The 12,988-nt window shown below is 63.8% G+C and carries 14 protein-coding genes; 10 read left to right on the forward strand and 4 right to left on the reverse strand.

Translation table 11 applies throughout. The features are described 5' to 3' along the window. The first annotated feature begins 53 nt into the window (after positions 1-53). A complete protein-coding gene (locus tag CFE28_02675) occupies positions 54-800 on the forward strand; it encodes a metal-dependent hydrolase (protein OYU68990.1) in 747 nt (248 codons plus the stop codon). Here CFE28_02675 and CFE28_02680 read toward each other — a convergent pair. Next, complete coding sequence (locus CFE28_02680) at positions 794-2,770, reverse strand: penicillin-binding protein (GenBank protein OYU68991.1); 1,977 nt, start codon at positions 2,768-2,770, stop codon at positions 794-796. The two genes, CFE28_02675 and CFE28_02680, sit on opposite strands and share 7 nt — an antisense overlap. Positions 2,771-3,060: 290 nt before the next feature. Between CFE28_02680 and CFE28_02685 the strand changes: the two genes are divergently transcribed. The 9 genes from CFE28_02685 (at position 3,061) to CFE28_02725 (ending at position 10,496) form a co-directional block, all read left to right on the forward strand. Then, a complete protein-coding gene (locus CFE28_02685; protein OYU68992.1) occupies positions 3,061-3,393 on the forward strand; it encodes a hypothetical protein in 333 nt (110 codons plus the stop codon). Between the two features lie 100 nt (positions 3,394-3,493). Continuing rightward, positions 3,494-3,799: a hypothetical protein gene (locus CFE28_02690; GenBank protein OYU68993.1), complete on the forward strand. Its 306-nt coding sequence runs from the start codon at positions 3,494-3,496 to the stop codon at positions 3,797-3,799. 194 nt (positions 3,800-3,993) lie between these two features. After that, positions 3,994-4,548, forward strand: coding sequence for a F0F1 ATP synthase subunit delta (locus tag CFE28_02695; protein ID OYU68994.1), 555 nt, complete (start codon positions 3,994-3,996; stop codon positions 4,546-4,548). 3 nt (positions 4,549-4,551) lie between these two features. After that, entirely contained in the window at positions 4,552-6,087 is a 1,536-nt protein-coding gene (locus CFE28_02700) for a F0F1 ATP synthase subunit alpha (GenBank protein ID OYU68995.1), read from the forward strand. 23 nt (positions 6,088-6,110) lie between these two features. Further along, entirely contained in the window at positions 6,111-6,980 is an 870-nt protein-coding gene (locus tag CFE28_02705) for a F0F1 ATP synthase subunit gamma (protein OYU68996.1), read from the forward strand. A gap of 18 nt (positions 6,981-6,998) precedes the next feature. Continuing rightward, positions 6,999-8,582 carry a F0F1 ATP synthase subunit beta gene (gene atpD, locus CFE28_02710; GenBank protein OYU68997.1) on the forward strand — a complete coding sequence of 528 codons (1,584 nt, stop codon included), beginning with the start codon at positions 6,999-7,001 and terminating at the stop codon, positions 8,580-8,582. 5 nt (positions 8,583-8,587) lie between these two features. After that, complete coding sequence (atpC, locus tag CFE28_02715) at positions 8,588-8,848, forward strand: ATP synthase F1 subunit epsilon (GenBank protein ID OYU68998.1); 261 nt, start codon at positions 8,588-8,590, stop codon at positions 8,846-8,848. 92 nt (positions 8,849-8,940) lie between these two features. Beyond that, positions 8,941-9,591 (forward strand): hypothetical protein, encoded by a 651-nt coding sequence (locus CFE28_02720; GenBank protein OYU68999.1) that lies wholly within the window; start codon positions 8,941-8,943, stop codon positions 9,589-9,591. A gap of 113 nt (positions 9,592-9,704) precedes the next feature. Then, a complete protein-coding gene (locus tag CFE28_02725) occupies positions 9,705-10,496 on the forward strand; it encodes a hypothetical protein (GenBank protein ID OYU69000.1) in 792 nt (263 codons plus the stop codon). Here CFE28_02725 and CFE28_02730 read toward each other — a convergent pair. Genes CFE28_02730 through CFE28_02740 form a run of 3 tightly spaced genes read right to left on the reverse strand, consistent with a single transcriptional unit; the run spans position 10,475 to position 12,930 of the window. Beyond that, positions 10,475-11,245, reverse strand: a complete 771-nt coding sequence (locus CFE28_02730) for an alpha/beta hydrolase (GenBank protein ID OYU69001.1) — start codon at positions 11,243-11,245, stop codon at positions 10,475-10,477. The two genes, CFE28_02725 and CFE28_02730, sit on opposite strands and share 22 nt — an antisense overlap. 57 nt (positions 11,246-11,302) lie before the next feature. Then, a complete protein-coding gene (locus CFE28_02735; GenBank protein ID OYU69002.1) occupies positions 11,303-11,776 on the reverse strand; it encodes an RNA pyrophosphohydrolase in 474 nt (157 codons plus the stop codon). Beyond that, a complete protein-coding gene (locus CFE28_02740; protein OYU69003.1) occupies positions 11,773-12,930 on the reverse strand; it encodes a hypothetical protein in 1,158 nt (385 codons plus the stop codon). The genes CFE28_02735 and CFE28_02740 overlap by 4 nt, the downstream gene beginning before the upstream one ends. Between the last annotated feature and the right edge of the window lie 58 nt (positions 12,931-12,988).

Consider the following 12,988-nt stretch of genomic DNA (forward strand, 5'->3'; position numbering starts at 1 on the left):
GGAATCCGGGAAATTCGGTTTCCATTCCCGTCCAACCAGATCAAATTCGCTGAATGTCCCTGTTTGGCCGCCCGCTCTCCGATGGAGACTGTCTTGATGTCGCCGGCGCTGTTGTGCGCCTCAAGGTGCACAGCCGGGCCCGTCGCGTGTCCCTGCGTCTTGACCGCGCGCGGCGGGAGGTGATCGCTACGGCGCCGACGCCCCGCAGGCTGGCCGAAGCTGCAGCCTTCGCCAGGGACCGGGCTGACTGGATCAGCCAGAGGATCGCCGAACTGCCCAGGGCCGAGCCCTTGGCGCCTGGGGCGACCCTTCATCTGTTCGGCGTTCCCTGCCTCCTTGGCGCTGGCGACCATGCCATGCGCCTGACCCGTGATCCGGAGACCGGCGCCCTGACCCTGGCCGGGCGCGGAGAGGGTGAGGCCTATGCCCGCGCGGTAATCCGCCTGATCAAGCGTGAGGCCCTGAAGGTCTTCACGGAGATGACGGAGGCCCATTGTCGGGCCCTGGGCGTCCGGCTTCCCAGTATCACAATGATGGACGCCAAGGGCCGCTGGGGCTCATGCCGCTCATCGGCTCCGGGCAAGCCGGCGGCGATCCGTTATTCCTGGCGTCTGGCCCTGGCGCCCCGACGGGTCGCCGACTATGTGGCGGCCCACGAGTGCGCCCACCTGCTGGAACTGAACCATGGTCCCCGGTTCTGGGAACATGTCCGGGGTCTTGTGGGAGAGATCGGCCCCTATCGGGACTGGTTGAAGGCCGAAGGCGCGCGACTTCACGCCTTCGGTGGCGCCTATCAGTAGGGTATCTCCTCGACCTTGGGCTTCTCGGGCGGCCGGGCTTTTTCACCCGCCTCGGGTTTGGGCGCGGTAGCAGCGGGCGCCAGCAGGTCGCCAATGGGATCTGCCGGAAGGGCCTCGGCCGGCGGCGCCTCCACAAACCCTCCCGGAATGGGCTGGACATTGAGGCGCGGCAGGGCGGCTCCCATGAATTCGCGCCATATCGCTGTCGGCGCTCCGCCCCCGGCCACCCGCTTCATTGGCGTATTGTCATCCCGCCCGAGCCAGACGGCCGAGACGAAGCCCCCCGTATAGCCGACAAACCAGGCGTCCCTGTAATCACTGGTCGTTCCGGTCTTGCCGGCGATGTCATAGCCCTTCACCTGGGCGCGGGTTCCGGTGCCTGACGTCACGACCTGACGCATCATCTGGTTCATGTACTGGAGGGCCGGCGTGCCGATGACTGCGGCGCGATCCGGCTTTTCCAGGCTGTGGTCGTAGAGGATCCTGCCGCTCGCCGTGCGGATGCGCTCGATGCCATAGGCCCGGGTTGAAAAGCCGCCATTGGCGAAGGGCGCATAGGCCTGGGCCACTTCCAGGGGGCTGACCTCCACGGCGCCCAGGGCCATGGAAGGGTCAAGCTGGATGCGGGAGGAAATGCCCAGGCGCCTTGCCGTGGCGGCGACATTGGCGGTGCCGATTTCGTTGGCCAGCCTGGCGGCGACCGTGTTGATGGACTGCGCCAGGGCCGTCTGCAGGTCCATGGGACCGAGATATTTTCCGGTATAGTTCTTGGGCTCCCAGGATCCGATCTTCAGGGGCTCATCGACCACAGGCGTTGTTGGTGTCCGCCCCTGTTCCATCGCCGTCAGATAGACAAACGGCTTGAAGGCTGACCCGGCCTGTCGCTGGGCCTGGGTGACACGGTCGAACTGGCTGTCTGAATAGCGCTCGCCACCGATATAGGCCCTGACCCGGCCCTCGCCATCCATGGCGATCACGGCGCCCTGCTGGACGCCCTGGGACCTCGCCGCCTCCACCCCGCGCAGCAGGGCCTGCTCGGCTGCGATCTGGATCGGCAGGTCAAGGGTGGTTTCGACCACCAGGTCTTCCGTCGGCTCGCCGACCAGGCTGCGGACTTTCTCATCCACCCAGTCAGTGAAGTACTGGGCCCTCTGGCTGTCCCAGACCGGGTTGACCTTGACCGGCGTGCTGAAGGCCTCATCCCGTTCGCGGGGGGTGATGGCGCCGATGCGGACCATTTCATTGAGGACGATGGTGGCCCGCTTCGCCGCCCGATCAGGCGAGGCCACCGGATTATAGCGCGACGGACCCTTCATCATGCCGGCCAGCAGGGCGCTCTCGCCAATGGTCAGCTGGCTGGCGGGTTTGCCGAAATAGCGCTGGGACGCCGCTTCGATCCCATAGGCGCCCGACCCGAAATTCACCCGGTTCAGATAGAGGGCCAGGATCTCCTTCTTGCTGAACTTGGTTTCCAGCCAGATGGCCAGGATCAGTTCTTGGGCCTTGCGGCGATAGTTCTGGTTTGGCGTCAGGAAGAGGTTACGCGCCAATTGCTGGGTGATGGTCGAGCCTCCCCGCAGGGGGCCGCCCTTGTGGGAGAGATTGTAGATCTGGCTGCGGACAATGCCCCAGGGATTGAAGCCGAAGTGCCAGTAGTACCAGCGGTCCTCGATGGCCACGAAGGCCGACGGTACGTATTTCGGCAGGGAGTCCAGGTCCACAGGCGGCGCGAACTGGCTGCCGCGCACGCCGACCAGGGCGCCGGACCTGTCGAGATAGGAAACCGAGGGTTGCCGCTTGACCTTGTTGAGCCCCGACGTATCGGGCAGGTCGATGGCGAAGACCGCAAAAAAGGCCGCCAGAAAGATCAGCCCCCAGACGCCCAGCAGGACCAGCCAGTATAAGAGAGTCTGAATCAGGGTTCTGGGCGCCGCGGGCCGGCGGCCGCCGCTCTGCGGGGCGTTTGCCATTTGATCGTCCTGGGCCTGCGGTCTCTGCGTCGTCTGGCGGAGTCCATTCTCGGGTTACCAAAGGCGCGATAGCCTTAACGGGATGTGAACAATCCGGCGACCTCAGCCGGCGTTCAACATTTTTGAATGGCCCTATTCAAAAATTGCCATTGAAGTGGAGCTTTGCGCTGTTATCTTAGCGATGCTTAGTTGTCGTTGCGCCACGGGTGGGGATACCCGCGGCGATCCTTCGGCGGCGACCGGGCCGGTCCTAAGGCGGGCCGATTCTCCCCGAAACGCTGGAGGGCTCATTGAAGCTCCAAACCCTTTTTGCCGCCACCGCGGCTCTGATCTCCCTGTCGGTCGCCGCTCCGGCCCTGGCTGATGAAATTGTTGTCGCCAAGCTCAAGAGCCCGGTTCCTGCGGCCAAGAAGTTCATTGCTGGCGGCGCCATGTTCGTCTGCGAAGCCGACACCTGCTCTACCGAAACTCCGTCCAGCGAGACCTTTACGACGGGCGCCTGCAAGACCATCGCCAAGAAGGCCGGTGAACTTGTCAGCTACGGCAATATCCGCAGCACGTTCGACGCGACCAAGCTCGCTGTCTGCAATTCGCCTCTGAGTTCGCAGGTCGCCGCAAAGTAGGGTCTTGCCTCCCAGCATTCCTATGGTCCTGCCACTTGAGGGCGCCGCGCGAGCGGCGCCCTTTTCTTTTTGATGACGACAGAGCAAGACCACACCCGACATGTCAGATTCCAGCCTGCCCCTCAGCCGCCCGGCCATTGCCCCGGACCATCCCGCCGCCGTGACCATGGTGGCCCAGCCCGTGCTTGCCGAAGTCGCCGGCCCGGACGCCGCGCCTGTGTCATTATCCATTGAGTACGGGGTCGGGATTGCTGCGGGAGAATCGCTGGAGGTCGAAGCCAGGATCGTCCGTGGCACCCGCACCCTTGTTTTCGCCCAGGCCAGGGTCATGAATGGATCAGGGCTGTTGGCTGCGGACATTTCGGCCGTTTACCGCCGCGAAATACGCAATGAAAACGGCCCCTGACCCTTCCGGCGACATCTTAAGCGGTCGCCCTTGGTTGCGGCGCCGAAAATCGCGTGCTATCAGGCGCGCGGCTTACGACGAGGGGGTTTAACGCTCACTTTGGTCGTTGTGCATTTCCAAGCACTTTCAAGCCTTTAGGTTGTCGGGAAGGTTCCTTTCCGGTGGCTGCAGACACGCACCGGGCGGACAAATAAGTGGCGGACGATTCCCAGACTTCGAATGTGGGCGGCAGATACGCACAGGCCCTCTTCGACCTTGCTACCGACGAAAAGACCGTGGCCAAGGTTGAGGCCGATCTCAAGTCGTTGAAGAAAATGCGCAGTGAGTCCAAGGACTTCCAGACTCTTCTGGCGTCCCCGGCCTTCAGTGCGGCTGAAAAGGGCAAGGCCCTGCTCGCCCTGGCTGACAAGGCCAAGCTGACCCCGACGACCCGGAAATTCCTGGGACTGCTGGCCGCCAATGGCCGTTCGGCCGCCCTGGGTGATGTCATCACCGCCTATGCATCACTCTCCGCCAAGGCGCGGGGCGTGGTCTCAGCCCAGGTCACCACGGCGGTGGCCCTGACGGCCGCCCAGAGCAAGGGCGTTGCCTCGGCCCTGCGCACGGCGCTTGGCCGTGATCCCGAAATCGAGACCCGCATTGATCCGTCCATTCTTGGCGGCATCAAGGTGCGGGTCGGTTCCCGACTCTTCGATGCTTCACTTCGTTCGAAGCTCGATTCCCTCAAGTTCGCCCTCAAGAGAGCGTAAGCCATGGACATTCGCGCCGCCGAGATTTCGGCAATCCTCAAATCGCAGATCGCCAATTTCGGCGCCGAAGCCGATGTTTCCGACGTGGGACAGGTTCTGTCCGTCGGTGACGGCATCGCCCGGGTCTTCGGCCTGGACAATGTCCAGTCCGGCGAAATGGTTGAATTCCCCAAGGCCGGGGTGAAGGGCATGGCCCTGAACCTGGAGCGGGACAATGTCGGCGTCGTTATCTTCGGCGAAGACCGCGCCATTTCGGAAGGCGACGAAGTCCGTCGTCTGTCGGAAATCGTGGACGTTCCCGTCGGTCGGGGCCTGCTGGGCCGGGTCGTGAACCCCCTGGGCGAGCCCATCGACGGCAAGGGCCCGATCACCAATGTGGCCGAGCGCCGCCGGGTGGACGTGAAGGCTCCGGGCATCATTCCGCGGAAGTCCGTGCACGAGCCGGTGCAGACCGGCCTCAAGGCCATCGACACCCTGATCCCCGTCGGCCGCGGCCAGCGCGAACTGATCATTGGCGACCGCCAGACCGGCAAGACCGCCGTGGCCATCGACGCCATCCTGAACCAGAAGTCGATCAATGCCGGCGATGACGAGAGCGCCAAGCTCTACTGCATCTACGTCGCCATCGGCCAGAAGCGCTCCACCGTCGCCCAGATCGTCAAGACCCTCGAAGAGCGCGGCGCCCTGGAATACACCATCGTCGTCGCCGCCACGGCCTCCGAGCCGGCCCCCCTGCAGTTCCTGGCGCCCTTCGCCGGCTGCGCCATGGGCGAATGGTTCCGCGACAACGGCATGCACGCCGTCATCATCTATGACGACCTTTCCAAGCAGGCCGTCGCCTATCGTCAGATGTCCCTGCTGCTGCGCCGCCCGCCGGGCCGCGAAGCCTATCCGGGCGACGTTTTCTATCTGCACTCCCGTCTGCTGGAGCGCGCCGCCAAGCTCAATGAAGATAATGGTTCTGGCTCGCTGACGGCCCTGCCGATCATCGAAACCCAGGCCAATGACGTGTCGGCCTATATTCCGACCAACGTGATCTCCATCACCGACGGCCAGATCTTCCTGGAAACCGACCTGTTCTTCCAGGGCATCCGCCCTGCCGTGAACGTCGGCATCAGCGTGAGCCGCGTGGGTTCCTCGGCCCAGATCAAGGCCATGAAGACCGCCGCGGGCCCCATCAAGGGCGAACTGGCCCAGTATCGCGAACTGGCCGCCTTCGCCAAGTTCGGCTCTGACCTCGACGCCACCACCCAGCGCCAGCTGGCCCGTGGTGAACGCCTCACCGAGCTTCTGAAGCAGCCCCAGTATTCGCCGCAGACCGTCGAAGAGCAGGTTGCCGTCATCTATGCCGGCACCCGCGGTTATCTCGATGGCATCCCGACCTCCCAGGTTGGCCGTTACGAGTCTGAACTGCTCTCCTTCCTGCACGGCAAGCACCAGAAACTTCTGGACGCGATCCGTACGGAAAAGGCGCTCGGCGGGCCTCTCGAAGACCAGCTGAAGACCGCTCTGGCAGCCTTCACCTCGACCTTCGCCTAAAGAAACGGCGGAGTTTTCAGGAGATGGCCAGCCTCAAGGAGATGCGCAATCGGATCAAAAGCGTGGAATCCACGCAGAAGATCACGAAAGCGCTGCAAATGGTCGCCGCGGCCAAGCTGCGACGCGCGCAACAGGCTGCGCAAAACGCTCGCCCCTATGCCGAGCGCATGGCCTCGGTCATCGCCAACCTGGCGGCGGGGGTGTCCGGCGACGGCGCACCCAAGCTGCTGGTCGGCACGGGTCAGGACGCCAAGCACCTGGTCATCGTCGCTACGGCGGACCGGGGTCTGGCGGGCGGCTTCAATTCTTCCATCGTCCGGATGGCGCGGGAGCGGATCGCCTCCCTCATCGCCGAGGGCAAGGACGTAAAGATCATCACCCTGGGCAAGAAGGCCCGGGATCAGCTGAAGCGTCTTTATGGCGACCGGATCGTCGAAAGCATCGAAGCGGGCGCGACCCCTTCGCTGGCGGTCGCTGAAACCGTTGGCCAGAAGGTCGCCGCCATGTTCGAGGCCGGCGAGGTCGATGTGGTCTCCCTGGCCTTTTCAAAGTTCAAGTCCGTGGTCACCCAGACCCCGACCTTCCAGCAGATGATCCCGGCCCAGGTCAGCGGATCCGGCGCCGTCGACCTGCAGGGCGCCAGCTACGAATACGAGCCGGACGCAGAGGCCATTCTCGAAACCCTCCTGCCCCGCAATCTCAATGTCCAGGTCCTGTCGGCCATGCTGGAAAATCAGGCCGGCTTCTTCGCCGCCCAGATGTCGGCCATGGACAATGCGACCCGTGCTGCTGGCGACATGATCGCCGCACTCAACCTGCTGAAAAACCGTACCCGCCAGGCGCAGATCACCAAGGAGCTGATCGAGATCATCTCCGGCGCCGAAGCGCTCTAACCGAAAGAGTCCGAACCCATGGCTACGACCCCGAAGGCCCCCGCCAAGAAGCCGGCCGCCGCAAAAGCTCCAGCCCCCAAGGCCGCAGCAGCCAAGGCGCCCGCCGCCAAGAAGGCAGCCGCTCCGAAGCCCGCCGCCTCGGCCCCGAAGGCCGTTGCAACCGGCAAGATCGTTCAGGTCATCGGCGCCGTCGTCGACGTCGAATTTGTCGGCCACCTGCCGTCGATCATGAACGCCCTTGAGACCTCCAACACCGACCAGCGTACCGGCAAGCCGTTCCGCCTGGTCCTGGAAGTCGCCCAGCACCTGGGTGAGAACACGGTCCGCACCATCGCCATGGACACCACCGAGGGTCTGACCCGCGGTCAGGACGTGGTCGACACCGGCGCCGGCATCACCGTCCCGGTCGGGCCGGCGACCCTGGGCCGCATCATGAACGTCATCGGTGAGCCGATTGACGAAGCTGGCCCGATCGCCACCACCTTCACCAGCCCGATCCACCGGGAAGCGCCGTCCTTCTCCGAGCAATCCACCTCGGCCGAAGTGCTGGTCACCGGCATCAAGGTTGTCGACCTGCTCTGCCCCTACACCAAGGGCGGCAAGATCGGCCTGTTCGGCGGCGCGGGCGTGGGTAAGACCGTGACCATGCAGGAGCTGATCAACAACATCGCCAAGGCCTATGGCGGTTATTCGGTTCTGGCCGGCGTGGGTGAGCGCACCCGCGAAGGCAACGACCTCTATCACGAGATGATCGAGTCCAATGTGAACGTCGATCCCCGCGAGCATGGCGGTTCGACCGAGGGCTCCAAGTGCACCCTGGTCTATGGCCAGATGAACGAACCTCCCGGCGCCCGCGCCCGGGTGGCCCTCACCGGCCTGGCCCAGGCGGAATATTTCCGCGACCAGGAAGGCAAGGACGTTCTGCTGTTCATCGACAACATCTTCCGCTTCACCCAGGCTGGTTCGGAAGTGTCCGCGCTTCTCGGCCGTATTCCCTCGGCCGTGGGCTATCAGCCCACCCTGGCCACGGAAATGGGCAATCTGCAGGAGCGGATCACCTCGACCTCCAAGGGTTCCATCACCTCGGTCCAGGCCATCTACGTTCCCGCCGACGACCTCACCGACCCGGCGCCCGCCACCTCCTTCGCCCACCTGGATGCGACCACCGTGCTCAGCCGCGACATCGCCGCCCAGGCCATCTTCCCCGCCGTGGACCCGCTGGACTCCACTTCGCGGATCATGGACCCCCTGGTGATCGGTGAAGAGCACTATCAGGTCGCCCGTCGCGTCCAGGAGACCCTGCAGGCCTACAAGGCCCTGAAGGACATCATCGCCATCCTGGGCATGGATGAGCTTTCCGAAGAGGACAAGCTGACCGTCTCCCGCGCCCGGAAGATCTCGAAGTTCCTGTCCCAGCCATTCCACGTGGCCGAGCAGTTCACCAACATGCCTGGCATCTTCGTGAGCCTGGAAGACACCATCCGCTCGTTCAAGGCGGTGGTGGACGGTGAATACGATCACCTCCCGGAAGCAGCCTTCTACAATGTCGGCACCATTGAAGACGCCGTGGCCAAGGCCGAGCAACTGGCTTCGGAAGCCTGAGCCTGATGGCCGCCAAGCTTCACTTCTCCCTGGTCTCTCCGGAACGCGAGCTGTTTTCCGGAGAGGTCGACCAGGTTGATGCGCCAGGCGCAGAGGGCGACTTCGGCGTCCTGCCGGGCCATGCGCCCTTCATGACGGCCCTCAGGGAAGGTCCGGTCCGGGTTTTCTCCGGCGGATCCACCACGACCTATGAAGTCCAGGGCGGGTTCGCCGACGTGACCCCCGCAGGTCTGACTATTTTAGCGGAACGGGCGACTGAAGTTTAAGCCCGTGTCACGTCTTCGCCGCAAAGTCGCGTTAGGGGCCTTGCGAGGGACGGAACAATTGAGTGTGATAGAAAGATAGTCAGGGACCCGACATGCGCTCAGCATTTGCCACCTTCATTGCCGCCACCAGCGTCGCTGTCGCTGCTTCGGCCCAAACACCTGCACCGCCAGCGGCGGCCCCCGTCGCCGCCCCTGCGGCTCCGGCAGCTGCGGCCGACATCCTGATCCCGGAAGCCGCGCCGGTTGTTCCCGAAAAGACCTACACCGTGCCTACCGATGGTGAAGTTGGGCAGATCATCTCGGTGATCAACAACATCTGCGTCCCGCTGGTGCGTGGCGGCGACCTCGACAAGCTTGCGACGCCGGCCATGGGCTACAAGAAGAACAAGCGGGACATGACCTATACCACCACCCTGGTGGCCAAGCCCTACACCCTGACGATCTACGCGCCGGGCTCAAACAAGGAAGTCTGCCGGATCGCCATCAACTACACGACCGGTGAGGAAAAGCCGATCATTGTGGGCCTGAATATCTTCTCGCTTCTGCACAAGCCCGAGCTGCTGCAGCAGCGCAACGACTATGTCCCGGCCACCGACTACAAGCGCATCACCAATTCCTGGGAATATTTCACGGACCACGATTCCATCGGCCTGGTTTTCCTGCAGCTGAAGAAGCCTGACGGGTCCGAAGTCTCCCCAAAATGGAGCATGGGCGAAGTGCTCTACTCCGAGCGCAAGTTCTAGAACCAGCCAAAATGTCCAGTTGAAGGGCGTCGGTGGAAACACCGGCGCCCTTTTTCGTTGGGGATATGGTCCCGCCTCTTGACTCACGTACATATGTCAGTATTCTCTTACGTATGACACATTTAATTGAACTTCCACATCGCCCCCTCGCCAATCCGTCCTGGCTGCCATCCCCTGAGTCCTCTCCCCAGGCCTATGCCCGGGTAGCGGGCGGAATCTACCTGCTTGTCATTCTGTTCGGGGGGTTCAGCGAGGGGGTGGTGATGAACACCCTTGTGGTCTCCGGCGACATGGCGGCCACGGCGCGAAACCTCGCGGGCTCCCAGGCGGTCTGGGATTTCAGTGTCGCCGGAAACCTGATCGTGCCCTTGATCGCTGTTGTGCAGCTGTGGATCGAGTATCTGCTGCTCCGCCCCGTCAACCGCAACCTTGCCGGCCTGTTTGTCCTGCTGAATCTCGCCTCCCTCGCCGTTGAGGCGGTCAGCAAGGTCTCCCTGATCCTGGTGAAACCCACCCTTGCACTCGCTTCGAGATCACAGGCGCCGGAACTGGCCTATGCCCTGGCGACCTATTCCCTGAAGGTCCATGATGTCGCCTTTCACATCACACTGATGTTCTTCGGCGCCGCCTGTCTGGTCAGCGGCTTCCTGATTCATCAGTCGCGATATCTGCCGCGGCTGGTGGGTCTGCTGATGGTGGCGGCCGGGCTGAGCTATCTCGTCTCGTCCCTTGCGGTGCTGGTCGCGCCTCGGGTGGCGGCCATCCTGTCGCCAGCCATTCTCCTGCCAGCCCTCATCGGCGAGTCCTGCCTCTGCCTCTGGCTGCTCTTCAAGGGCGTGAAAACTGACCTGTGGAACCAGGCCATCAGCCAGGCACCTCTGGCTCAGGCGGCCTCTACCGTCTGACCCAGCCAGGCCAGGGCATGGCCTGCCACGTCTTCCCAGCCTTCCTCCCCCGGCAACCAGTGGCTCATGCCGGGAAGCTCAAGGTATTGGGCGCCAATACGCTCTGCGGTCATCCGGGCGGTCATGGGCGGGTGCACTACATCCCTGGCCCCCACCATGACCAGGCTGGGCGCTGAAATCGGTCCGACTCCCAGGCTGGTGGTCATGAAAGGATCCAGCCACCAGTTCAGGGTTTCCCAGAGGGCGCGCCCGCTTTCCCGGCATAGTCGGTCCAGGACCAGGCTGCGCTCCGCCTGTTCCATGCGGTCGAGGCTGAAATTCCTCATGAGGCTGCGATCCGGCGTCACAGCCTGCATCCAGAACGGCCCCAGCAGGTGCAGACCAAAGGCGGTTGAGGCCTCTTCAATGGACGAGCTCGCGACACCCCAGGGCGGCGAGGGGGCGAGCAGAACCAGGGCCTTCACCCTTGCCCGACGGGCTGCAAGCTGGGCTACGAGACCTCCCATGGAATGCCCGACCAGGATCGGCGGCTCCGGCGATCGGCGGCAAAGCTCGGCGATCTCGCGGGCATAGTCCGACATGGAGACGCCAACCGTGGCGTCCCGGCCCCCGCCCTCGGCATGCCCCTTGAGATCAGGGCATTCCACCCGGTGCCCCGCCTGTTCAAAGGGCTTGCGGAAGTTATCGAAGGTCCAGCCGGCGCAGAAGGCGCCATGCACCATGATGACTGGCGGCTTTGAGGAGTTCATGCCTTGACCTTAGAGCCTTGGATCGCCGCCGCGAAGTCCCGCGCAGCATTCCCCTGACTATCGCGCAAAATGAGCGAAGGTTTGCTGAACAGTTTCATATATCGGCCGCTTGAAGGGCACGACCAATCCAGGTGCTTCATCCAGGGCGCCCCATCGCCAGGCGTCAAATTCGGGAACCCCGTGCTGCCCAAGGTCGATCTCATGGTCGGCGCCCTCAAATCGCAGGGCGAACCATATCTGCTTCTGGCCCTTCCACCCCTTGTAGACCTTTGAAGACGCGTGATGGGCCGGGAAGTCATAGGTCAGCCAGTCTGCGGTGCGCCCCAGCAGGCTTGCTGACCGGATGCCGGTCTCCTCCTGGAGCTCCCGGAAGGCGGCAGCCTCCAGCTCTTCGCCCTCATCCACGCCCCCTTGCGGAAACTGCCAGTTATAGGGCTCGGGCGTGCCGGCGCGACGACCCATCCAGACCCGGCCGTCTCCATGAAACAGGACGACCCCGACATTGGGGCGGTAGGCGCTGGTGTCGGTCACCGGCGCGAGGTCAGGGCAGAGGCCGGCGCCAGTTGATAGCCGCGACTTTCCACAGACTTCGCCCAGGCGCTCACCTGGCTGAGGGTGATCGGATAGGCAAAGGCCGAGCCCAGGGCCTGGCCCTTCTGCAGGGCGCCCGCTTCCAGGGCCAGCAATTGCTGGTCAATGGCGGCGCCGGACAGCTGGTCATCAATGATCCGCTCAGCTGACGCCCGGGGCACACCGCCGCCGCGCTTGGCCGCAGATCCGTCATCCACAAAGGCGAGGCCCCGTCCGCGAAGGGCGCCTGTGAAGGCCGCCATGCCGGCGTCAGACCCGACAAACCGCGAACCCAGATAGTTGGTGACGCCAAAATAGCCCGTCGCGCGGCTCATCAGCCACTCAAGCTTGCGGACCGTGTCGGCGTTCTGGGCATTGGCCATCAGGGTATATGGGCCCGGATCATTCGCGGGATAGTCCATGGGTTCCATGGGGGTTTCGAGCAGGACTTCGTGGCCATTGGCCCGGGCCAGATCAATCCAGCCCTGCAGACCCTCGGCATAGGGCACGAAGGACAGGGTTATCTCTGGAGGCAATTGCTCGATCGCCTGGCGTGTAGAGGTGGCGTTCAGACCAAGGCCGCCAATCATCAGCGCGATCTTCGGGCGGCCATTGGAGGTAAAGGGACGGGCATAGGCTTGGGCCGGGGTGCGACCATCGCCCCCGATGATCGGCAGCAGGCCGCCTGGACCCTCGGATGTCAGACCAGCAATGGGCGCCTGGGGCAGGGGATCGCGGGGCCCGACCGGGATCGACTCGGTCATGGTGATCGTCGCCTGATTGTCGGCGGCCGCCACAACAACAGGGCTGTCGGTCAGCTGATAGACATCTTCCGTCACTGTGGGGAGCCCTGGCTGCTGGGCCCGAAGGGCTTCCCGCCAACCGGGAGGGGCTGCCATGGCGGCAACCTTGGCCAGGGAAATGCGCACCTGTGGCGTCCCAGCATGAGGATCGCCGAGCAGGGAGATGAGGACCATACCCGTCGTGATAAACAGGGCCGCAGCGCCGCCCGCCCCGAGGTACGGGTTTGCAAACGCACGGCTCATCAGCTCGGAGGCGTTGAAGCCGGGAACCGAAATCGACGGCGCCGGATTGAGATTCTTCCTGGAAAACATGGGCGAGCCTCCAGACCGGACACTCCCGCAACATGGTTAATGAAGGCCTAAATTCGGC

Source organism: Alphaproteobacteria bacterium PA2 (genome assembly GCA_002256425.1).
Lineage (GTDB): Bacteria > Pseudomonadota > Alphaproteobacteria > Caulobacterales > Caulobacteraceae > Phenylobacterium.